Genomic DNA, 20,656 nt, shown 5'->3' with positions numbered 1-20,656 from the left:
CATAGGTCATCTGTGTTGTCTCAACACTGATAAGCCGACACCCGATATGACGTGGGATAATGTCGAACTTTCTAAATTTCAGGAATGACAGATGACCACTCGTTTGATCGTGCTTGCTGCGGGCAAGGGCACTCGTATGAAATCCGCGATGCCCAAAGTATTACATTGCCTGGCCGGTAAACCCTTGCTGGGTCATGTGATCGATACTGGCCTGGAATTGAATCCTGCCAGCATCACGGTGGTGATTGGCCATGGTGCCGATCAGGTGAAAGAGACCATCAAGCAGCCGGTGCAATGGGCTTTGCAGAGCGAGCAGCTGGGTACGGGTCATGCCGTGCGTGAAGGTCTGGAGGGTATCGGCGACAACGATACCGTGCTGATTACCTATGGTGATGTGCCGCTGACTCGCGCATCCACCTATCAGGCACTGCTGGATGTCTGTGATGACAACAACATCGGCTTACTGACACTGATGATGGAAGACCCTACCGGCTACGGCCGCATTCTGCGCGAAGGCGGCGCGGTGGTTGGGGTTGTCGAGCAAAAGGATGCCACGGCTGATCAACTGAGTATTTCTGAAGTCAATGCGGGCGTTGTGGCCATCAAGGGTGGCAGTCTGCGTGATCTGCTCAGCCGTATCTCCAATGAGAATGCCCAGGGGGAGTACTACCTGACGGACATTCATGAGCTGGCCGTCAAGGATGGTCTGAGTATCAAGACCGTGCATCCACAGGATGGCTGGGAGACCGATGGTGTCAACAGTCGCAGCCAGCTGGCAAGGCTTGAGCGCATTCATCAACGGCATCTGGCCGAGCAGCTGATGGACAGTGGTGTGACGCTGGCGGATCCCTCGCGTATCGATATTCGCGGCACGGTGAGCACTGGAACCGACATCCTGATTGACGTCAATTGCGTGTTCGAAGGTGACTGCGTGATCGGCAATAATGTGAAAATTGGTCAAAACTGCCTGATTTCGGGCAGTAAGATTGCCGATGGCACTGAAATACGGGCAAACTGCGTCCTGGAAAATGCTGATGTGGGAAGCCACGCGGTGATTGGCCCCTTTGCGCGCTTGCGTCCGGGGACTAAAACCGACAGCGGAGTCCGTATCGGAAACTTTGTGGAAACCAAGAATACTCAGGTGGGTGAAGGCAGCAAAATCAATCACTTGAGTTATGTGGGAGACGCAATACTGGGCAAGAGTGTCAATGTTGGCGCTGGCACCATTACCTGTAACTACGATGGCGCTAACAAGCACCAGACAGTTATTGGCGATAACGCATTCATTGGCTCTAACAGTGCATTGGTAGCACCTGTTGCTATCAGTGAAGGTGTCACTATCGGTGCCGGCTCCACAATTACGCGCAACGTGCCGGCTAATCGCCTGTCGTTGACACGGCCTCAGCAAACAGACATCGACAACTGGTCTCGGCCAGCCAAGAAATAGCAAATCAAACCGGCCTTTGCGCCGGTAATCAGATAAATATCAGGACGACAATATGTGCGGAATCGTAGGGGCAGTTGCTCAGCGGGACATCTCGAATATTCTATTGATGGGCCTGCAAAGCCTTGAGTACAGAGGCTACGACTCGGCGGGCATCGCAACGATAAGCGAGGGTGACACGCTTAATCGTTTGCGCCGAGTGGGCAAGGTCAAGCAGCTGGTGGATGCCGTAGAAGAATTCGGTATGCCCGGCGGCACCGGCATTGCGCACACGCGTTGGGCGACTCACGGGGAGCCCAACGAGACCAATGCACATCCGCATGTATCCAATGACAGAATTGCCGTTGTTCACAACGGCATTATCGAAAATCACGCAGCGCTGCGAGTCAAGCTCAAGGCGCTGGGTTATACCTTCACCTCCGATACCGATACAGAAGTTATTGCGCATCTGGTGGATCATGAGCTGAAATCAGCTGACAGTCTGTTCGCCGCTGTGCAGAAGGCTGTACCTCAGCTGGAAGGTGCCTACGGCACTGTTGTCATGGATCGCACACAACCTGAACAACTGATTGTGGCGCGCTCCGGAAGTCCTCTGGTTATCGGCTACGGTGTGGGTGAGCATTTCATCGCCTCCGATCAGCTCGCCTTGTTGCCTGTCACGCGTCGCTTTGCCTTTCTGGAAGAGGGTGATGTCGCCAAGATCACTCGCGACAGCGTTGAGATTGTGGATGTCGAGGGCAATGCGGTTGAGCGTCCGGTTGAGGAATCGACGCTGACCAATGATGCCGGTGATAAAGGTCAGTATCGTCATTACATGCAAAAGGAGATTTACGAGCAGCCCGTTGCCATTCAGCGCACGCTGGAAGATCGATTGGCTGGTGGCAAGGTGCTGGATGCCGCCTTTGGCGAAAATGCGGCCACCTTGCTCAAGGATGTCGAGCATGTACAGATTATTGCTTGTGGTACCAGTTATCACGCGGGTATGACAGCTCGTTACTGGTTTGAGGATTTTGCAGGCGTATCTTGCAATGTCGAGATTGCATCCGAGTACCGGTATCGCAACTCGCATGTCCGGCCGAACAGTTTGCTGGTTACTATCTCTCAGTCCGGCGAGACGGCAGATACGCTGGCAGCTTTGCGTCTGGCCCAGCGTCAGGGCTATATGACCAGTCTGACTATTTGCAACGTGGCGGGCTCATCGCTGACGCGTGAATCGGATATGACCTATCTGATGAAAGCCGGGGCAGAGATTGGTGTTGCTTCTACCAAGGCATTCACCGTACAACTGTCGGCGCTACTCATGCTGGCAGCGGCGGTGGGTCACCACAAGGGCATGAGCGCGGAGAAGGAACAACAGATCGTTTCGGCTCTGCAGAGTCTGCCAGCCAAGATCGATCAGGTGCTGGGCATGGATGAGGCGATTTCGCGCCTGGCGGAAGATTTTGCTGACAAGCATCACAGCCTGTTTCTGGGTCGAGGGGATCAGTACCCGATTGCCATGGAAGGAGCTTTGAAGCTCAAGGAAATCTCCTATATTCACGCTGAGGCCTACGCTGCAGGTGAATTGAAGCACGGCCCTCTGGCATTGATTGATGCGGACATGCCGGTCATCGTGGTTGCACCCAACAACGAGCTGGTCGAGAAGCTGAAGTCGAATGTGGAAGAGGTTCGGGCGCGCGGCGGTTTGATGTATGTCTTCGCCGACAAGGATGCACACTTTGCTAGTGACAAGACCATGACCGTGCTGGAAGTGCCGCATTGTGATCCGCTGATTGCACCGATTATCTACACCATTCCTCTGCAATTGCTCTCGTATCACGTGGCGCTGATCAAAGGCACCGATGTGGATCAACCCAGAAACCTCGCAAAGTCCGTCACAGTAGAGTAAAAAGGTCAGTTCTCTCCTTTTTATGATGTGTCCGGATGTCTCCCAATCTAAGGGCCAGCCTGTACATGGTGTCTTCCATGGCAGGCTTTGCCATCAATGATGCGCTGGTAAAGTCACTCGGCGATGACTTGTCGATCTCTCAGATACTGGGGGTTCGAGGGCTGATGGTCAGTATCCTGATTGTTCTGGTGCTGTGGCAGCGAGGTTTGCTGTCACGCTGGAAAGAGGCGCTGATTCCCATGGTGGGGTTTCGTGCCTCCATGGAGCTGGCCGCCGCCTACTGCTTTCTGATGGCACTGGTGCAATTGCCGTTCGCCAGTGTGTCCGCCATATTGCAAGCCCTGCCGCTGGCTGTCACGCTGGGGGCGGCGCTGGTCTTTCGTGAGGTGGTTGGCTGGCGTCGCTGGTCAGCTATCGTGATCGGCTTCATAGGCGTGCTGATCATCATTCGCCCCGGCACTGGCGGCTTTGCCCCGGCCTCTTTGTGGGTGGTGGTCTCGGTTGTTTTCGCAGCCTCGCGTGATCTGTCGACACGTGCCTTGCCAGCCTCATTACCCTCATTATTGGTAACTGCTGCAACCGCCTTGCTGATCACCGTGTTCGGACTGGCTAGTGTCTGGATAAGCGGCGACTGGGTGCCGCTGAACGCCAGGCACTTACAGGTGCTGGCGCTGGCGTCGGTATTTCTATTCGTAGGCTATCAGTTCATTGTGCTGTCCATGCGCACCGGTGACATTGCCTACGTGGTTCCGTACCGCTATACCAATCTGCTGTGGAGTATTTTCCTGGGCTACCTGTTCTACGGGGAAGTGCCCGATGCCTACACCATCCTGGGCTCATCCATCGTTATAGCCATGGGACTCTTCACCCTGTATCGGGAGTTGGTTCGTCCCAGGCAGCGGATACCTCAAGTCTTGGGCTGATCGGTCCCGGTATTGTCAGTGCCCTCGTCCATTCGCTCCAGCACCTCGTTGTCATACAGGCGGGATTCGAACACCTCTTCAGAATCTTCCAGCTCTTCCAGGTGCGATTCTTCAGCGGCCTCCAGAGCAAAGGAGGTTGCCAGGCCACTGCTTCGTGCAGACAGTGGCAGGTAAGGCGCAGACTCGTCGGTAATCAGGTGAGCACGCTGACTGATTCGGTAGATGCCGTAGAGGCTGATACAGCTCAAGAGCAGGAACAAGGTGATGAAATACCATTCGATGCCCAGATTGGTCATCGCATAACCCACCAGGATGGGCCCTGTCATGGCACCAAAGCCGTTGATGAACAGCAGTCCACCTGCCGCGGCTGCCATCTGATCCTGTTCCAGGTAGTCATTGGCATAGGCCACCAAGAGTGAATAGGTGGGATTGGCGGCACCACCGAGCAGCACGGCGATGACCAGCAGGATGATGAAGTTTTCACCTACGTACAAACCGAACAGGGATGAGGCTGCGCCAACGGCTGTGACACCAATGATCAGGATACGTCGATCGATCCGGTCCGAGAGCCAGCCGATTGGGAACTGGAAGACCATGGCGCCCAGAAAAATGGCGGTGATGAAATAGGAGGTCTGCGCAATGCTCAGACCACGCTCGGTGGCGTAGACCGGCGACATGGCGTAGAGCACCGAGTAGACACCGCCAAGCAGCAGTATGCCGACGCAGGCCAGAGGTGAGGTTCTGATCAGTTCCTTGAGCGGCATGGGCCGGGCTGCTGTTTGCAGTGGTGCGCTGGAGGAGGATGAGAGCAGCATGGGGGCGAAGGAGATCGAGACCAGCACCGTAATGAGAACGAACAGGTTGTAACCGCCGGGGTCTGCAACATTGAGCAGCAGCTGACCCAGCACCATGCCGGCCATCTGCACGATCAGGTAGAGCGAGAGCGCCTGACCACGAGAGCTGTTGGAGGCGGAGTGGTTAAGCCAGCTTTCTGCCACCACGTAAATGCCGGAGAAGCAGAAACCCACGAGTACGCGCAGTAGCCACCAGGCAATCGGATCGACCACGGCTGCATAGAGAATGAAAGCTGCCGATACCAGAGAGCCCAATGCGGCAAATACCCGTACATGGCCAACGCGTTGCAGCATGATAGGGGTTAATTTCGAGCCACCCAGAAAGCCGACAAAATAACCGGCCATGATGAAACCCATCGTGCCGGAATCGATATGTTCCAAGGAACCACGGACGCCGAGCAGCGTGCCTTGCAGGCCGTTGCCGAGCATCAATAGCAGGACACCGAGCATAAGAGCCCAGGTTTGTTTGAGTACGAGGAACATGAGTTGTCGAGCGCCAGATTAGTCGTGCATTGTACGGGTACTGATCGCGTGCGACACAGCCTCAGAGCCCCGATTGTGGTCTAGGGTGTCGTGATTGCGACACCGCAATGGTTATACTGCCGATAACGTCTGTGGTGGCTTTTGCGCAGGAAAGCAGAGCCGACATTGTTGTTTCACACACACATTTGAGGAATTAACCTTGAGCAAGACTGTCGATTACTATCATTTCCTGATATCTCCCTGGAGTTACCTGGCGCTGAACTCTTTTAATAGTCTCAAGCAGCGCACGGGTGTCACGGTCAATTACCTGCCTATCGATGTCGGTTCGACGTTTGCCAATATGGGCGGCGTACCACCAGCCAAGCGGCATCCTTCCCGTCAACGTCTGCGCATGGATGAGCTGAAGCGCTGGTCCGAGCATCTGAATGTGCCAATTAACCTGACCCCCGCTTTTTTCCCTGCCGATCAGACTCTGGCGGCCTGCATGGTTTATGCCGCAACGCCTGAGCAAGCAGCAACGCTGAGCGATGCCTTCCTGGTGGCCGTATGGCGTGATGAGAAGAATATCGCTGATACAGACACGCTGATTGCCATTGCCAATGAGTGCGGTATTGATGGAGCTGCTCTGCTGGCTGCCGCTGACAACGATGCCATGCGACAAAAGCTGACCGATGTCACAGCCGATGCACACGCGAAGGATGTGTTTGGATCGCCCACCTACAGTCTGGATGGTGAACTGTTCTGGGGTCAGGATCGTCTCGATTTTCTTGAACGCGCCATTCTGAAGTAGACCGGATTGCCCGCCCCCCTGAAAAACAAAACAGCACCCATGAGGAGATACTTGATGTTAGAAGAATTCTTGCCATCGATCAGGCGATCGCTGGCCTTGAGCGCAGCTCTGGCGTTAATGCTGCCTATGGCGGCACAGGCCGAAACCTTCCATTGGGCCGGTACCACGGATCCGCAAACACTGGATCCGCATGCCAGCAATACAGCTCCGGTGCTGGGCTTTTTGAATAACGTCTACGAAGGACTGGTGCGACGTGACAAGCTGATGCAGGTGGAGCCGGCTCTGGCCACCAGCTGGGAGAAGCTGGATGAGGGCGGCTGGCGCTTCAAATTGCGTGAAGGCGTCACATTTCATGATGGTGCCGAGTTCACGGCTGACGATGTCTTGTTCTCTTATGAACGAGCCTCATCAGAAGAGTCGGATGCACGCTCGTGGTTTGCACCGGTCAGCGAAGTGCGGGTGGTGGATGACTTCACCATCGATTTTCTGACCCATGAGCCCAATCCGCTGTTTCCAGGCTCTATTGCCAATTTTATGATCATGGATCGTGGCTGGGCAGAGGAGAAAGGCGCTGAGCGTCCGTCCAAGGAGGCAGAGAATTTTGCCACTCGTAACGAGAACGGTACCGGGGCATTCGTGGTGACCAACCGTGATCCGGGTGTACGCACCGAGCTTGAGCCGTTCGCCAACTGGTGGGATAAGCTGGAGTCCAATATTACCGAGGCGGTCTTCACACCGATCGGTCAGAGCGCCACGGGCATGGCGGCGCTGTTGTCGGGTGAGATTGATTTCATCTCCCCCATTCCTTTGCAGGACGTTCCACGTATGAAGGAGCGCAAGGGCTTTACGGTGCATGAAGGCATCGAGGCGCGCATCATCATGTTCGGCTTCAAGCATGACGGCGATGCTTTGACATTTTCCGATGATGTGGAAGGCAAGAACCCGTTCCAGGATCCGCGTGTTCGCAAGGCGGCTTATCAGTCCATCAATGTGGAAACGCTGATTGCCAAGATCATGCGTGGAAATGCACAGGCCGCTTCACAGCTGGTATCTGCAGAAATGAGTGGCTACTCGGAGAGTTTGAGCGAGCGACTGCCCTATGATCCGGCTGCGGCCAAGGCACTGCTGGCAGAAGCGGGTTATCCGGACGGTTTCAGCTTCGGGTTGCAATGTACCAATGATCGTTATATCAATGATGAGTCTATCTGCAAGGCTGCCGCTTCCATGATGGCCAAGGTCGGTCTGAATGCAAAGCTGACCAGTATGCCGGTACGTAACTACTGGCCTGAGTTGCGTGAGCATAAATTCGACATGTATCTGCTGGGCTGGTCACCGGGTACATTCGATGCCGAGCATCCTATTCGCTTCCTGGCCTCCACGCCTAACGAAGAGAAGAAGCTGGGAAGCTGGAACTTCGGTGGTTATTCCAGCGCTCGTATCGATGAGTTGTTGCCGCTGGTTCAGGTAGAGCTGGATGAGGAAAAGCGTCAGGGCATGGTGGATGAGATCAACCAGATCATGCAGGACGAGACCGCCTATATTCCTCTATATGTACAGCCGCTGATCTGGGCTTCAAAGGACAACATCACACTGACACAGCGTAGTGATGATTTCTTCCTGTTGCGTTGGGTCAATATCAACTAGTCCAAAGCCAGGCCCGGATCCGATCGCGGAATTAGACGCGGACACGGTCCCGCTCACAGTTTGAGCGGGACCGTCCGGTATTGCTACCCTAGAACTGAATGCGAAGCGCGTTATAGACTGGATGTAATTCGAAATTGCACCAAGCGCTCTTATGTCAAAAGCACATCTTCTCCTGGCTGTTACGGCACTAAGCTCCTTTCATGTCGCCGCTGACACCTGCCAGGCCCCTGATACGGATGCGCCTTATCGTCTGGTGTTCGAAGAGAATTTCGATGGCGGTGGGTTGGATCGTGGACGCTGGGACACAGAGTTTCTGTGGGGCCCGGGCGTCATCATCAACAATGAGAACCAGTATTACGTCAATGACGGGCAGTTTGGCTATGAGCCATTCAAGGTCTCCGATGGCGTGCTCTCCATCGAGGCTATCAAGGCCCCCTTTGATCGCACACTTCTATATCTGACCCGCTCGATCTATTCTGCGAACACCGTGGAACTGTTGTGGCGCTCACCTGAAAACGCGGCGAGTTATGAAATCTACCGCGATGGTGAGTTGCAAGGCACGGCCCGTGGTGGCTCCTGGCTGGAGCGCAATCTTCGCGACGGCATCGACTATGCCTATGAGGTGGTAGCAAAAGACGGCAATGGCAATGCACTGGTTACTGCACAATTAACCGTTAATACTGCTGACCGGCCCCTGCCCGGAAGCGCGCCGCAGGCATTCAGCCTTGGACTGACATCAAAAATCTACGCACCACGTGTTGCAGAGCTGCAGTGGCAGTCACCGAATCGTGCCGCCCGTTATGAGATCTATCGCAACGGCACACTTTATCGTTCTCTGACAGGTGCTGACTACAAAAGTCTCTACGAGTCAGGCCTGGTGGAAGGGCAAGATTATGAATACCGGGTAGTGGCGTTCGACAACTGTGATGAGAAAATCATCGAGCAGAACACAACCCTCAATACCGGTGATGGGACCAGTCCTGCGGCTAGTCTGGATGATCGATTGGTGATTCGCAGCAGCATCTATTCTGAGTCTACCGCCGATATTGGCTGGAATGCGGTACGTGGTGCACGTCGTTATGACATCTTTGACAATGGTGTATTCGTCAGTAACACCGATGGTCGTTCACTGTTCATCGACGACCTGGTGCCCGGTGTTGATCGCAAGTTCAAGGTAGTTGCGCTGGATGCCGATGGCACGACCATCGATCAGACAACACGAGTGCTGAATACGGCTGACAACAGCTTTGCGCTCAATCGACAACCGTATCTGTCGGGCATCATCACCAGCTACAACTCGTTTCGCTTCAAGTATGGCCGGGTGGAAGCACGTGCTCGCATGCCGGCAGGCAAGGGATTATGGAGTGCCTTCTGGTTGCTCAATGCCTACTACAAACAGGACCAGCCTGAAGATCCGGAAATCGACATCATCGAAGCCATTGGTGATCGGCTGACAACTGCCAATCATGCTTACCATTATCAGAGTGATCCGGATGGTGACGGCTTCAATACCGATCGGGTGTCCGTTGAAATGAAGGCACAGATAAGCGACTTTTCAAGCTCGTTTCATACCTATCGGGTGGACTGGGAGCCCAACCTTATCGTCTGGTATGTGGATGATGTGGAGACAGGACGAGTTGAGGGTGAGCAGGTCTCTGACGAGCAGATGTACCTGATCGCGAATCTGGCTGTCGGCGGCAATTATCCGGGGCCCGCCGACAGCACGACCGTCTTTCCGGCGCGCTTTCAGATTGATTATATTCGGGTCTTTCAGCAATAGCGAGAAGGCTTGAGCTCAGTACTGGCGCATGGCCATGAAGTATTGGTCGGCTGCGCCGGTGGTGTCTTCCAGTGCCCGTATCAGATCGGAGATGTCGATATCCTGAGAGCCACAGACAGAAGGCTCGATGGAGTCGACCAGTTGTATCCACAGCTGCCGGTTGGCCTCTGTGCCGGTGCCGGTTGCTACGGCGTGTTGCAAGCTGTAGAAACCCTGGTTACGGGCGGTATGCCACAAGCAGTTGGCGTAATCGATGCTGGCCATGGCAGAGTCTGAGGGTACGGCCACCATGGCACGAACCTGGGCGGGCATGATGCCGGGCAGAGCAAGAGTGAGCGCCACACAGGCGAATACCGCGATGCCCAGTGAGTCGATGACTCGGCTGCACAGCTTTTTCATTGAAGTTTTCATCAGGTATCAATAACGGTGGGGTTGTTGCGTTCGACAACCATTCGGGCGCCAGGACTGGCTTGGCCATCAGGGCTGGTGACGGTATCCATGACCATGAAGTCGCTTTGCCAGCGATCAGGGCTGATCTGGCAGCTCAGATAGCCGCGACGATTACTGTGATGATGGACATGCGGATGCGAGGGCTGGATGTCGGGCCAGTAGCCGGCAATCTCGCTGCCATCGCCGCCGGAGCTGATAGAGGTGGTTGTCAGTTCCACCGCGACCGATGGACCATCAGGATGGGACATGTCGGCGGGTACATCGGCGGCCCAATGACTGTGGATATCTCCCGATAGCACCACCACGTTTTTCAGATTGGCAGCGCTTATGTCGTTCACCAGGCGTTCGCGAGCCGCGGGGTAGCCGGACCATTTATCCATCACATGCGGGTTATTGGTATTGCCCGGCGTGGCTTCGCGACCAAACATGGGAACCTGCTGTGCCAGCACATTCCAGTGGGCGACGCTGTCTGACAGATTCGATTTGAGCCACTGCTCCTGCGTGCCTCCCAGCATCGAACGATCGGCATCCGAATATTCAAGGCAAGAGCTGGCAGAGTGTTCACGGCAGGCCTGTCGGGAGCGATACTGGCGTGTATCCAGCACATTGACCGACATCAGATCACCGAAATGCAACTGCCGATACAGTTGCAGATGTCCGGCGCTGGGGAAGGCGGTCCGTCTCAGTGGCATGGCTTCGTAATAAGCCTGAAAGGCTGCCGCACGGCGCAGTTTGAAGATTTCCGGTGGGGTGTTGGTTTCGCTGAATTCAGCAGCCCAGTCGTTGTCTATCTCGTGATCATCCCAGGTGGCAACAAAGGGTGCCGATGCATGCACGGCCTGCAGATCCGGATCCAGCTTGTATTGGGCGTAGCGGTTCCGGTAGTTGTTCAGCGAGAACGTCTCTTCACCCAGATGTTTGCGAACCCGTGAGCTCAGGCCATCGTAGGGGGCGTACTCGTAGATATAGTCGCCGGTGTGGAAGATGACATCGAAGTTCTCATTGGCCATGTGGCGGTAGGCCGTAAAGTAGCCCTGTTCATAGTGATTGCAGCCACAGACCCCTATCTTTATCTGATCGACCGGGGCATAGCGCTCTGGGGCTGTGCGTGTCTTGCCGATAGGGCTTTGTATGCCGCCGACCACAAAGCGGTACCAGTAATCCCGGGCTGACTCAAGTCCTGCGATGTCGACATGCACGGCATGGCCCAGTTCGGCGTAGGCGGTCGCTGTACCGGTTTGTGCCAGCGTATGCATCTGTTCGTCAAAACCGATCTCCCACTGCACATCGATGGCAAGGTTCGGTAGGCCACCGCCTTCCAGAGGCTTGGGTGCCAGACGGGTCCACAAGACGATGCCATCGGGCAGCGGGTCACCTGAGGCGACACCGAGTGTGAATGGGTAGCTGTCGAAAACCGGGCTAGCCCAGAGGCGTTGGCTGCTCAGTGGCAGTAGTGCCGCCGCTGTGCCCAGCTTCCAGGCAACATTCAGAAACTCACGGCGGGAAAGACTTGCAAGTGCGCGCTCATAGGGCGTACGCATGAGTGAATAGACCGAGTGATGACCAGACTTGCATCATGTCGATCGAATGTGACAGGAATCCTTCGTGTGAGTTATGGTTTCGTGACAGGTACGGTTTTAGTGTTAACTCACATGGGTTTTATTGCGCGACTAGACTTGCCTGTGCGTATTTCCACCATTACTTTTCACTTTCATTCATTCATCGATCAGGGCTCACACCATGCCAAAGGCTTATTGGGTTGCACGCGTTACCGTCACCAACGAAGAACAGTATCCGGAATATCTTGCGGCGGGTGCTCCCGTCTATGAGAAGTTCGGTGCCCGTTTTGTAGTGCGTGGTGGGCGCTGTGAACAGCTGGAAGGACTGAACCGGGCTCGTAATGTCATCGTTGAGTTCAAGGATTTTGACACCGCGATGGCCGCCTACAACAGCCCTGAGTATCAGGCGGCGAAAAAGCTGCGTAATGCCTTTGCCGAATCTGATTTCATGATCGTTGAAGGATTTGACGGCTAAGGTAGTGGCCAGGAGTCTGCGCGACAGAAATTTATTGGCCGCGAGAATTTCTACTGCGCAGGCTCCTGGCGTTTAGCTATTGCGGCGTACTGGGTGTCCGGCCTATTTGCAAGCGGGCACCCAGTGACAATGAGAGTTGTTCCTCATAGCCGAGTACGGCAAAGAATCGAAAGATTTTCGCTGGCAAGACCAGGCCCGCCTCTACAAAGGGTCTGACACGGGTGTCATTGTCGGACAGTAGCGGATCCCTGGTGGAATCGATCATCAGCTTCTGTTCGGTGCGAGTGCGGTTCAAGCCCAGTTCCAGATAACCGTTCAGTCCATTGTCCTGCAAGGCTGTTCGAGGGCTGAGCAGCACACTCAGGGACTGGCTCTGGAGTCGGGTTTCAACGGTTGCCTCGCGGCCTGAGACCGACAGATTGTTATCAACCTCTGTCTCCTCGGTATGCAGGGCCAGCTGCAGTGTCACCGTCATCGAGTGCCAGTCCGGCACGCCGGTGTAATACGCCCCGCCTCCCAGGCCGAGGCCGGAATAGTCCGGCTCGCCATTGATGGCCAGATTGTCTTGCTCTCCGTTGACGACAATGCCCTCGACGAACAGCGTTACCTTGCCTGCAATGCGTGGCGGGGTGACTCGAAAACCGGTTCTGGTCCCGTCCGTATTGGCCCGCACCGAGGTTTCTAGCGTGACCCTGCGGAACTGGGCGGCATCAAAGGCCTGTGCATCCACAAGTCCGATCATTTCTGCCTGTAAGGCGGGTGCGCTCAGCAGGCCCATTAACAGAGAAACACCTGTCAGGGTAATCCTGCCATGACGCCAAGTCCTTGTGCGGTGTAGCATGTGCCGTCCTCTAGTTGTTTGCCAATACCGGATCGTTCTGCCATGGAGAGCACTATTGAAAGATCTCACACGACTAAACTATTCTGCTGACCCAGCTTGTCTCAGGCGCATCAGCGCCGTGGCTTTGTCCATTGCCGTACTGCTGGCAGGGGTACTGTACTACGGTTTATATCGACAGCATGCATTGCCGCCCATGCTGGAGTGGCTCTCTGTCTGGATGCCGCACGATACGCCGCTGATAGCGCACGGTTTGCTGGGGCAAAGTGTGCCATCGCTGACCCATGCCTTTGCCACGGTGTTGCTGTTACATGCACTACTGCCTGCCACCCTCAGTACGCGTCTGTGGCTCAGATTGACTGTTGTCGGCTGTCTGTTTCTATTTGAAGGCGCTCTCGGTACGCCGGACACTGCCGATGTCATGGCCATCGTGCTGGGTGCATTGATGGCAGAACTGCTGGCATGGCGTCTGGGGCTGTTCGTCTATGCCCGACAACGCACCTCTCGATGGGCATTGGCCGGACTGGTCAGCTTGTCTGGTTTGCTAGCGGCAGGGACCTCGCCCCTGCGTGACAGCTATGGCGAGTGTGCAGCCTTCGATGTAAACGGTGAATGTGAAGAATACAAGAAGCCTGCGACCCCCATCTACATGAGTTATGCAGAACTGCGTGAGGCTGTGCGGTTGGAGTCAGCGCGGGCACCGGATCAGTTGGGTCGGGTTTATCTGTATGGCGACTATATCTTTCTGAATGAGCGCAACAAGGGCATTCATGTCATCGATAACGGTAATCCTGAAGCACCGCTCAATGTGGGTTTCATCAACATTCCCGGTAATACCGAGCTGGCCATTCGGGATAACTATCTGTATGCCGACAGCTTTGTGGATCTGATAACGCTCGATTTGAATGATCCGGCCAATGTGCAGCTGATCAGTCGTCAAGAGGACATCTTTCCTTATGATGAATTCCAGAGCATTCCTTATAACATCAGCTTCCGGTTTCAAACAGTTGACAGGCAGCGTGGTGTGATCGTTGGCTACCGTCTGAGGGACAACTGATGCGTATTGATAAACTTTCGCCGTTAGTCCTGACCGTGTTGTCCGCCAGTGTGCTGAGTCTGGCGGGCTGTAACTCGGATAGCTCAAGTGGCAGCTTTGATGGTGCGGTTACCGGCATCGGCGGGTCAACAGCTCGCATGACCATCAGTGGCGATTATCTGTATGCCATCTCGGGCAGTAGCGTACAGCTCTTCGATATCACAGCACCCGAAGCACCCGCACCCTATACGCAGGTGCAAGTGCAGTGGGATATCCAGACATTGTTTCCGTATGAAAACTACCTATTGGTGGGTGCTGCCAGCGGACTGCATATTCTGGACAATACCGATCCGGCATCGCCACAGTACGTCGGTGATTTTACCCATGCCCGCACCGTGGATCCTGTCGTGGCCAAGGATGGTTATGCCTATGTCACCTTGAAGCGCGATACCAGTTTGCAGACCGGTGGCGATATTGATAATCAGATGAATGTGGTGGATATCAGCGATGTCACGCAGCCTCAACTTGTCGAAACCGTTTCCATGCAAGCGCCTGCGGGTCTATCTGTCGAGGGGTCAGAGTTGTATGTGTGTGATGGCGTGGCTGGTTTGAAAACCTTTGATCTGAGTAATCCTGCGAAACCTGAAATCGCCAATGTACTGCAAGGTGTGGATTGCCTGGATGTCATCGCCCAGGATCAGCGTCTGTACGTCATCGACGATCTGGGCCTGAAGCAATACAGCACCGTGAGTGGTGTACCGGTTTTACTCAGTTCTATTGATACCAAACCGGTGGTGTACGTTCTGGATTGAGAGTAAAGACACAGGCATGTGAGTTACTGGTCCCAGGTTTCGAAACTTGGGGCATCGTAACCATGCGGCTATTCCCGAATGATGCTAGCCATAAGTCAAGTTGTGTTTCTGATGCGCAGAGCCTTACTCTAGGGCTGTGATAAGTCATGGCTGATCTCACTGAGAGATAAAAATACGAGCCAGATAGATAAAAGCTATTACGTGATTTGAATAATCAAACATCGGCATTTTTCAGCTCAACGTTCTTGGTCGGTATTACACCGTTCGAACGTGAACTAGTCAGAGATCACGCCATTCCTGACACGCCGTTGACCGCGCGAATCGTATTTCATCGCGCCCTTTTTGAGGAGAAAATACCATGGCAAGACGAATGGGCTCGTGGTGGATAAAGGATGGTCTTGTTGGCCGCCGAATCGAAGCGCAAAGCTTTGCATCCACCTTTGATCTGATTCCGGGTTTCGACTGGACCGAAGATCACGGTGACAGCAACGTCAAGGAAAAGGACTTTGTTGTTACAACCAATTACGACGAAAAAACCGACAATGTTGATTGTCTGATGATGTCTTCACACGGTTCTCCGGGCCGATTTTCAGTGTGGGATGGATCTGTCAGTACCTCCGACAGTGTGGCCTTTGGGGCAGGCGATCTGGAAGTCTGGGCCAGTCATGCCTGTCAGGTTCTCAAACATGACAGCAATAATCGTGTCTGGGACTGGATACCGGCATTCGAAGGCTTGCATTATATGTGTGGGTTTCACACCAATTCCTACTCTGGCGGTGGGCGTGATCAACGCGGGTTCTGGTTCGCATGGTACGGGGGAGTAGCCCACGCATTGATGTCAGGTTTTTTCACGCACTACCCAATCCGCACAGCGTGGAAAAAAGCCAATCGCATGGTGGAGGGATCCAACGTGGAATGGGCCTATTTGCGGGCCTCCGGTACTTCTGATTCTGGTGTCACCGCAAATACCTATAACGAGAAGTTCACTAGCGGCGAGCCGACTGACCCTGATCGGAGCCGAACCTTCCACTGGACACGCGGCACCTGCTAAGGAGTATTGACATGACACTGATATTTGATGACATTGAATTTGAAAGTGAAATACCTGACATGCCTGAAAGCGGTATGGTTGTCCAATGCACAGCCCCGCGTTTTGAAGAAAGAGCTAAGGGCATTGACGCTCTGACTAAACGCCTTGATCTGGGAGAAATGCGAGATGTGGAAACTCAGTTTGGCCGGGCCCTGATATCTGAGCGCGGCGAGGCTGAATACTTCGCAGCATCCGGTGCCGTCTGGTCCACCAATATCCTGCACGAACTCAAGGCCGATGATGAGTTCCTGGACTGGGATGGTTTGGAGGAAAGCCGTGATGCTGATGGACAGCCTGTCTTGACGTTGGGCAGTAAGGTGGCTGATCAAGCGCTGGAGCTTGCCAATGAATTAATCGACATGGCAGGCTTTGACATGAAACATGCGCAAAAACCGCAGTTGCATCTGATGCAGGTCGCTCAGGCCGATGAAAAAGGCCGTCAGTTGCGAAGCGGCGCGGGCGAAGCCACCGTGTCCATGGGCTACGCACTGGAAGGCCTGCCAATCCTTGGGGCAGGTGGCAAGACACTGATCGACATGATCCCCATGCGCGGCCCCTTGCAACCAACCGGGGCTGTCAATATCTGGCGGACACCTGGTAAACAGAGCAAGGTCCAGATTGGTGGAACAGAGGCGGCACTGGTTGCAGGTCTTCTGGAAGACCCTGATCTGAATATCGCTTCTGAGAAGGGTGCAAAGATCACCATTCAACGTCTGCGCTTTGGGCTGATGTCCATGCCTGCCGCCGTGCACCAGAGTCTGCTGTTTCCCGCTCTGGAATTTGAAGCACGGGTCGATCTTGCCAAGACCGAAGAACACTATTTCATAGGGCGCGTTGTGCCTGTCGCCACGCCCAAAGCCTATGCCCGGGCGGGGATGGTTTCCGAGCACTTCGGGTTGGGTATGTAGATTGTTCTGACTAGTTACGAAATCGTGATCGCGCAGGCGATCAAAGCTAGTCGCGGTTTCGCATGTGTTCGGCAAAGGCGGCGAGTTTTGCCTCGACTGCGGTGCGCAGCTCGTCGTCGGCAATATTCTCTTGCAGGGATTTGTGCATGCACAGCATCCAGGCATCCCGCTCGGCGGGGCCAATCGGGATTTTCATGTGACGTTGTCGCATCCTGGGCTCGCCGTAATGCGCTCGATACCGGTCTGGCCCGTCAAAGAATCGGCTAAGAAAAGCCACCAGACGCGTGCGGGTTTCATCGATTTGCATCTGGTGCAGAGCGTGAATATGTGCAGCTTCGGGCAGTCGCTCCATCCATCCGTATAGACTTTCGGCGATGGCCTGAAGGCCAGGCTCTTCGCCGAGTCGCTGGTAGAGCGTAGGTGATGACGTCATCCTGATTACTCAACAGTCTTGGTATTGCTTGCTGATACATTCACGGGCAAGTTCCTGGGCTTTTTCTATCTGGGATGGAGACAAAATATCTTCAGCCTCATCTCGTAAGGCAATGCCGTCATCATCTCCGTTGTTGACTGCAATATTTGCCCACATATGTGCATGGACAGGATCTTTTTGTATCCCCTGACCTGATAAGTACATGACACCCAAATTGAACTGGGCTCCGACTTCCCCTTGTTTTGCCGCCAGTTTGTACCATTCCACGGCAGTTTTTTCGTTTTGCGGGATGCCTAGTCCACGCTCATACATCATGCCCAGATAGTACTGAGCAGTGGCCTGTTTTTGTTTGGCTGCCAGGGTGAACCACTCCACGGCTGTTTTATTGCTCTGCGAGATACCTGATCCACGTTCGTACATCGCGCCCAGATTGTACTGAGCATCAGCATTCCCATCTTCGGCTGCCAGGGTGAACCACTTCACCGCCGTTTCAGAATCCTGCGGGATGCCTTGACCACGCTTATACATCACGCCTAGATAGTTCTGTGCATCTGTGTCTCCTTGCTCGGCTGCCAGTGTGAACCACTTAATGGCCGTTTTGTCGTTCTGCGCAATGCCTTGATCGCCCTTGAAGTACATCAGCCCCAGATTGTACTGAGCACCGACAACGCCTTGCTCGGCCGCCAGGGTGAGCCACTTCACGGCTGTTTTTTCGTCATGCGGGATACCTGGTGCACGTTCGTACATCACACCCAGATAGTTCTGAGCATCGGCATGCCCTTGTTCGGCTGCCAGGGTGAACCACTTTACGGCTGACTTATTGTCCTGTGTTGTGCCTTGTTCATCCTTGAAGTACACGATGCCCAGATTGTACTGGGCATCAACATGGCCTTGTTCGGCTGCCAGTCTGTACCACATCATGGCTGTTTTGATATTCTGTGAAATACCTTCGCCAAGCTCGTACATTACGCCAAGATTATTCTGGGCAACGGCATCGCCTCGTTCAGCAAGCGGTTCCCATTCAATGAGTGCGGTTGCGTAATCACCATTATTATAGGCAGTTGAGCCAGCCTCAAAATCAGCACCCCAGGAGATACCGGCACTTCCAAGGAGCAAGGCAAGGATCATGCAGAAGTTGGGGGCGAGTTTCATAACATAATCAGAACTGATTGTAGAAGGATGATTATGGTTGAATGCGTTTAATGATGCCGGTACCTGAGGCTAAACAACATCGGCTTGTCTGTCCCGTAATGTTTAGTTTGGCGAGATGAAGACAAGAGTCGTTCTGGAGCTGAATTAATCATAAACGGTGAACTTCAAATAACCTCGTATTCTGCTGAATACAAGTGGTATCTATTCAGCTCTGCTTGTGGTGAGCCAGCAAATCGATACAGACCGCCAATACAATGATGGCGCCACCCAGCCAGGCGATGGGTGGTAGATCGGTGCCGATAATCAATCCGGCTGACACCGTGGCTACAAGGATTTCAGTCATGGTCAGCAGTGCTGCTGTGGGTGCCGGAATACGCCTTGCCCCCCAGATCTGACCCAGCATGGCCGGAAACAGAATCAGGGCACCAAAGATACCCGCCAGCCCCAGAGTGCCCTGCCAATCGATTGTGATGACTTGTGCCGCTGGCTCGACTGAATCTGCATTGATCAGATAGAGAAGGCTGGCCAGAGTGGCAGACAATATCAGGGCACATATTAGTGTCGATGATGTGACCGCAAAGGGGCGCGTCTCAGCTCGCCCACGCAGTAATGACAGGCTGACACCCCAGCAGAGTCCGGCAGCGATACCGCACCAGTCGCCGACGTTTTTGGGCAGTGGTAAGGCTGTGCCACCACCGAGCAATAACCAGAGCCCGCACAATGCGGTGGCAATAACCAGAAGCTTGGCCCGGGTAATGGGTTCGCCATAGATCAGGCGCGCCGATAGCGTGGTCCATAACGGCAGAAGATAGAACAGGAAAATTACCCGAATAACGTCGGAATACAGGATGCCTGTGAAGTACAGAACGGTGGCAGCGGCCAATGCCACACTTGTTAACCAAGTGTCTTTGCGCAGCAGGTCGCGGCTCTCTTTTTGTTGCCACATAAGCAGCAGGGAAGGCACTGCAGCCGTACTCATGACCAGTGAGACGGCCCAGAGTCCACTGACACCGAGATCGCTCAAATAACGCAATGGGAGCCAGAATAGTCCCCAGATGGCAGCGCCTGCAGCAACGGCTATCGCTCCGGCTCTATCAGTCTTTGTGTATCCTGTGCGGGCTGTAGTAGGCATTTGAGTAGTGTAATGCCGTGCGACGTAGGCTGTGCATACTTTGCTGAAATAACTTCCAACATAAAATAAGGAGACTGGAATGGATTTTTTGAAAATGGGTCAGGAGCTCTTGGGTGACAAGATGGGCGACATGGGCGGCATCATGGATGCACTGTCCGGTCTGACTGATGGCAACGGACTTGATCTGGCTGGTATTACAGACAAACTCAAAGAAGGCGGTCTGGGCGATCAGCTGACTTCATGGTTGGGCGATGGTGAAAATGCACCCATATCCGCTGATCAGATCACCAATGCACTGGGTGCTGACAAGATCGGTGAGTTGGCTTCCAAGCTCGGCGTTGATGCCGGTGCCGCAGCAGAAACACTGTCACAAGCTGTACCTTCACTGATGGACAAGTTCAGCTCAGGTGGCAATCTGCTGGAATCAGTAACTGGCGGCAACGACCCACTGGATATGCTCAAAGGCTTTTTGGGCAAGTAGTCCAGTTTTCAGATAGCCCCGATTGACTGGCAGAGCCAGGCATGTACTTCTTTTTACGTATCAAGAAGTCGTTGCCTGGCTGTTGTCGGTAGCAAGAGCAGATTAAGATAGAGTATTCAAGATAGTAAGGAGTAAAGCATGTTTGCAGAACACCTCAAGGCACTCGATCTGGCCCGCGACGGTCAATGGGAAGCTTCACACGAAATCGTGCAGGCCCATTCAGATTCATTCTCCAGTCTGATACATGCCTACCTGCATAGGGTAGAAGGTGATCAGAGTAATGCGGCCTATTGGTACCGACGTGCCGATGAAGAAGTTTGTCAGTTGAGCCCGGAGGCTGAGTTGCTGAGTCTCTACGAGCGGTGTGCCCAAGCCGGGATTTAAGTTGTTACCTGGGCCTTGACTCGCGGTTCAGCAATTCACTTTGGCCAATGTTGTGTCTGCCTCTTTTGATCGCAAGCGGCACAACGAAGTGCGTTCCCGA

At 54.2% G+C, this 20,656-nt stretch carries 20 protein-coding genes; 13 read left to right on the top strand and 7 right to left on the bottom strand.

Features of this window, described 5'->3' with window-relative positions:
• Positions 1–91: 91 nt before the first annotated feature.
• The 3 genes from glmU to IMCC3135_RS33050 are packed head-to-tail and all read left to right on the top strand — an operon-like array spanning position 92 to position 4,255.
• On the top strand, positions 92–1,447 hold the full coding sequence (glmU, locus tag IMCC3135_RS33060) for a bifunctional UDP-N-acetylglucosamine diphosphorylase/glucosamine-1-phosphate N-acetyltransferase GlmU (protein WP_088921481.1): 1,356 nt from the start codon (positions 92–94) through the stop codon (positions 1,445–1,447).
• Positions 1,448–1,499: 52 nt separating this feature from the next.
• Entirely contained in the window at positions 1,500–3,332 is a 1,833-nt protein-coding gene (gene glmS / locus IMCC3135_RS33055; RefSeq protein WP_088921480.1) for a glutamine--fructose-6-phosphate transaminase (isomerizing), read from the top strand.
• A gap of 35 nt (positions 3,333–3,367) precedes the next feature.
• Positions 3,368–4,255: a DMT family transporter gene (locus tag IMCC3135_RS33050; protein ID WP_088921479.1), complete on the top strand. Its 888-nt coding sequence runs from the start codon at positions 3,368–3,370 to the stop codon at positions 4,253–4,255.
• On the opposite strand, the gene IMCC3135_RS33045 is transcribed toward IMCC3135_RS33050, so the two are convergent.
• Positions 4,240–5,592, bottom strand: coding sequence for an MFS transporter (locus IMCC3135_RS33045; protein ID WP_088921478.1), 1,353 nt, complete (start codon positions 5,590–5,592; stop codon positions 4,240–4,242). The genes IMCC3135_RS33050 and IMCC3135_RS33045 overlap by 16 nt on opposite strands.
• A 199-nt stretch (positions 5,593–5,791) precedes the next feature.
• On the opposite strand from IMCC3135_RS33045, the gene IMCC3135_RS33040 reads away from it, so the two are divergent.
• From IMCC3135_RS33040 to IMCC3135_RS33030, 3 genes are all read left to right on the top strand, one after another.
• A complete protein-coding gene (locus IMCC3135_RS33040) occupies positions 5,792–6,382 on the top strand; it encodes a 2-hydroxychromene-2-carboxylate isomerase (RefSeq protein WP_157736507.1) in 591 nt (196 codons plus the stop codon).
• Positions 6,383–6,436: 54 nt separating this feature from the next.
• Entirely contained in the window at positions 6,437–8,026 is a 1,590-nt protein-coding gene (locus IMCC3135_RS33035) for an ABC transporter substrate-binding protein (RefSeq protein WP_088921476.1), read from the top strand.
• 151 nt (positions 8,027–8,177) lie between these two features.
• Positions 8,178–9,806, top strand: coding sequence for a family 16 glycosylhydrolase (locus tag IMCC3135_RS33030; protein WP_088921475.1), 1,629 nt, complete (start codon positions 8,178–8,180; stop codon positions 9,804–9,806).
• A 15-nt stretch (positions 9,807–9,821) separates the two neighbouring features.
• Here IMCC3135_RS33030 and IMCC3135_RS33025 read toward each other — a convergent pair whose 3' ends face one another.
• Positions 9,822–10,205, bottom strand: a complete 384-nt coding sequence (locus tag IMCC3135_RS33025; protein WP_157736506.1) for a hypothetical protein — start codon at positions 10,203–10,205, stop codon at positions 9,822–9,824.
• An 11-nt stretch (positions 10,206–10,216) separates the two neighbouring features.
• Positions 10,217–11,797, bottom strand: a complete 1,581-nt coding sequence (locus IMCC3135_RS33020) for an alkaline phosphatase D family protein (protein WP_088921473.1) — start codon at positions 11,795–11,797, stop codon at positions 10,217–10,219.
• Positions 11,798–11,996: 199 nt separating this feature from the next.
• Here IMCC3135_RS33020 and IMCC3135_RS33015 point away from each other — a divergent pair, with 199 nt between their 5' ends.
• Positions 11,997–12,290, top strand: coding sequence for a DUF1330 domain-containing protein (locus IMCC3135_RS33015; RefSeq protein WP_088921472.1), 294 nt, complete (start codon positions 11,997–11,999; stop codon positions 12,288–12,290).
• Positions 12,291–12,366: 76 nt separating this feature from the next.
• Here IMCC3135_RS33015 and IMCC3135_RS33010 read toward each other — a convergent pair whose 3' ends face one another.
• Positions 12,367–13,131, bottom strand: coding sequence for a hypothetical protein (locus IMCC3135_RS33010; RefSeq protein ID WP_157736505.1), 765 nt, complete (start codon positions 13,129–13,131; stop codon positions 12,367–12,369).
• 55 nt (positions 13,132–13,186) lie between these two features.
• On the opposite strand from IMCC3135_RS33010, the gene IMCC3135_RS33005 reads away from it, so the two are divergent.
• The 4 genes from IMCC3135_RS33005 (at position 13,187) to IMCC3135_RS32990 (ending at position 16,974) form a co-directional block, all read left to right on the top strand.
• A complete protein-coding gene (locus IMCC3135_RS33005; protein WP_157736504.1) occupies positions 13,187–14,185 on the top strand; it encodes an LVIVD repeat-containing protein in 999 nt (332 codons plus the stop codon).
• Positions 14,185–14,976 carry an LVIVD repeat-containing protein gene (locus IMCC3135_RS33000; RefSeq protein WP_088921469.1) on the top strand — a complete coding sequence of 264 codons (792 nt, stop codon included), beginning with the start codon at positions 14,185–14,187 and terminating at the stop codon, positions 14,974–14,976. The genes IMCC3135_RS33005 and IMCC3135_RS33000 overlap by 1 nt, the downstream gene beginning before the upstream one ends.
• Before the next feature lie 358 nt (positions 14,977–15,334).
• Positions 15,335–16,027, top strand: a complete 693-nt coding sequence (locus tag IMCC3135_RS32995; RefSeq protein WP_157736503.1) for a DUF6345 domain-containing protein — start codon at positions 15,335–15,337, stop codon at positions 16,025–16,027.
• Between the two features lie 11 nt (positions 16,028–16,038).
• Positions 16,039–16,974: a hypothetical protein gene (locus tag IMCC3135_RS32990; RefSeq protein WP_088921467.1), complete on the top strand. Its 936-nt coding sequence runs from the start codon at positions 16,039–16,041 to the stop codon at positions 16,972–16,974.
• Positions 16,975–17,020: 46 nt separating this feature from the next.
• Here the strand turns inward: IMCC3135_RS32990 and IMCC3135_RS32985 are convergent, their stop codons facing one another.
• The 3 genes from IMCC3135_RS32985 to IMCC3135_RS32975 all read right to left on the bottom strand — a co-directional run bounded on the left by IMCC3135_RS32985 (position 17,021) and on the right by IMCC3135_RS32975 (position 19,691).
• The gene (locus tag IMCC3135_RS32985) at positions 17,021–17,407 is read right to left on the bottom strand and encodes a globin domain-containing protein (RefSeq protein WP_088921466.1); all 387 of its coding nucleotides are present in this window, start codon (positions 17,405–17,407) and stop codon (positions 17,021–17,023) included.
• Positions 17,408–17,416: 9 nt separating this feature from the next.
• Entirely contained in the window at positions 17,417–18,559 is a 1,143-nt protein-coding gene (locus tag IMCC3135_RS32980) for an SEL1-like repeat protein (protein WP_088921465.1), read from the bottom strand.
• 205 nt (positions 18,560–18,764) lie between these two features.
• A complete protein-coding gene (locus tag IMCC3135_RS32975) occupies positions 18,765–19,691 on the bottom strand; it encodes a DMT family transporter (protein ID WP_088921464.1) in 927 nt (308 codons plus the stop codon).
• Between the two features lie 79 nt (positions 19,692–19,770).
• Between IMCC3135_RS32975 and IMCC3135_RS32970 the strand changes: the two genes are divergently transcribed.
• Together IMCC3135_RS32970 and IMCC3135_RS32965 are read left to right on the top strand one after the other, a co-directional pair.
• Positions 19,771–20,172 carry a YidB family protein gene (locus IMCC3135_RS32970; RefSeq protein ID WP_088921463.1) on the top strand — a complete coding sequence of 134 codons (402 nt, stop codon included), beginning with the start codon at positions 19,771–19,773 and terminating at the stop codon, positions 20,170–20,172.
• 138 nt (positions 20,173–20,310) lie between these two features.
• Positions 20,311–20,556, top strand: a complete 246-nt coding sequence (locus IMCC3135_RS32965; protein WP_088921462.1) for a hypothetical protein — start codon at positions 20,311–20,313, stop codon at positions 20,554–20,556.
• Positions 20,557–20,656: the final 100 nt, after the last annotated feature.

Origin of the sequence: Granulosicoccus antarcticus IMCC3135 (assembly GCF_002215215.1) — a bacterium.
Taxonomy (GTDB): Bacteria; Pseudomonadota; Gammaproteobacteria; order Granulosicoccales; family Granulosicoccaceae; genus Granulosicoccus; species Granulosicoccus antarcticus.
Note: the sequence above shows the minus strand (reverse complement) of the source record. Positions and strands in the feature narration are given on the sequence as shown.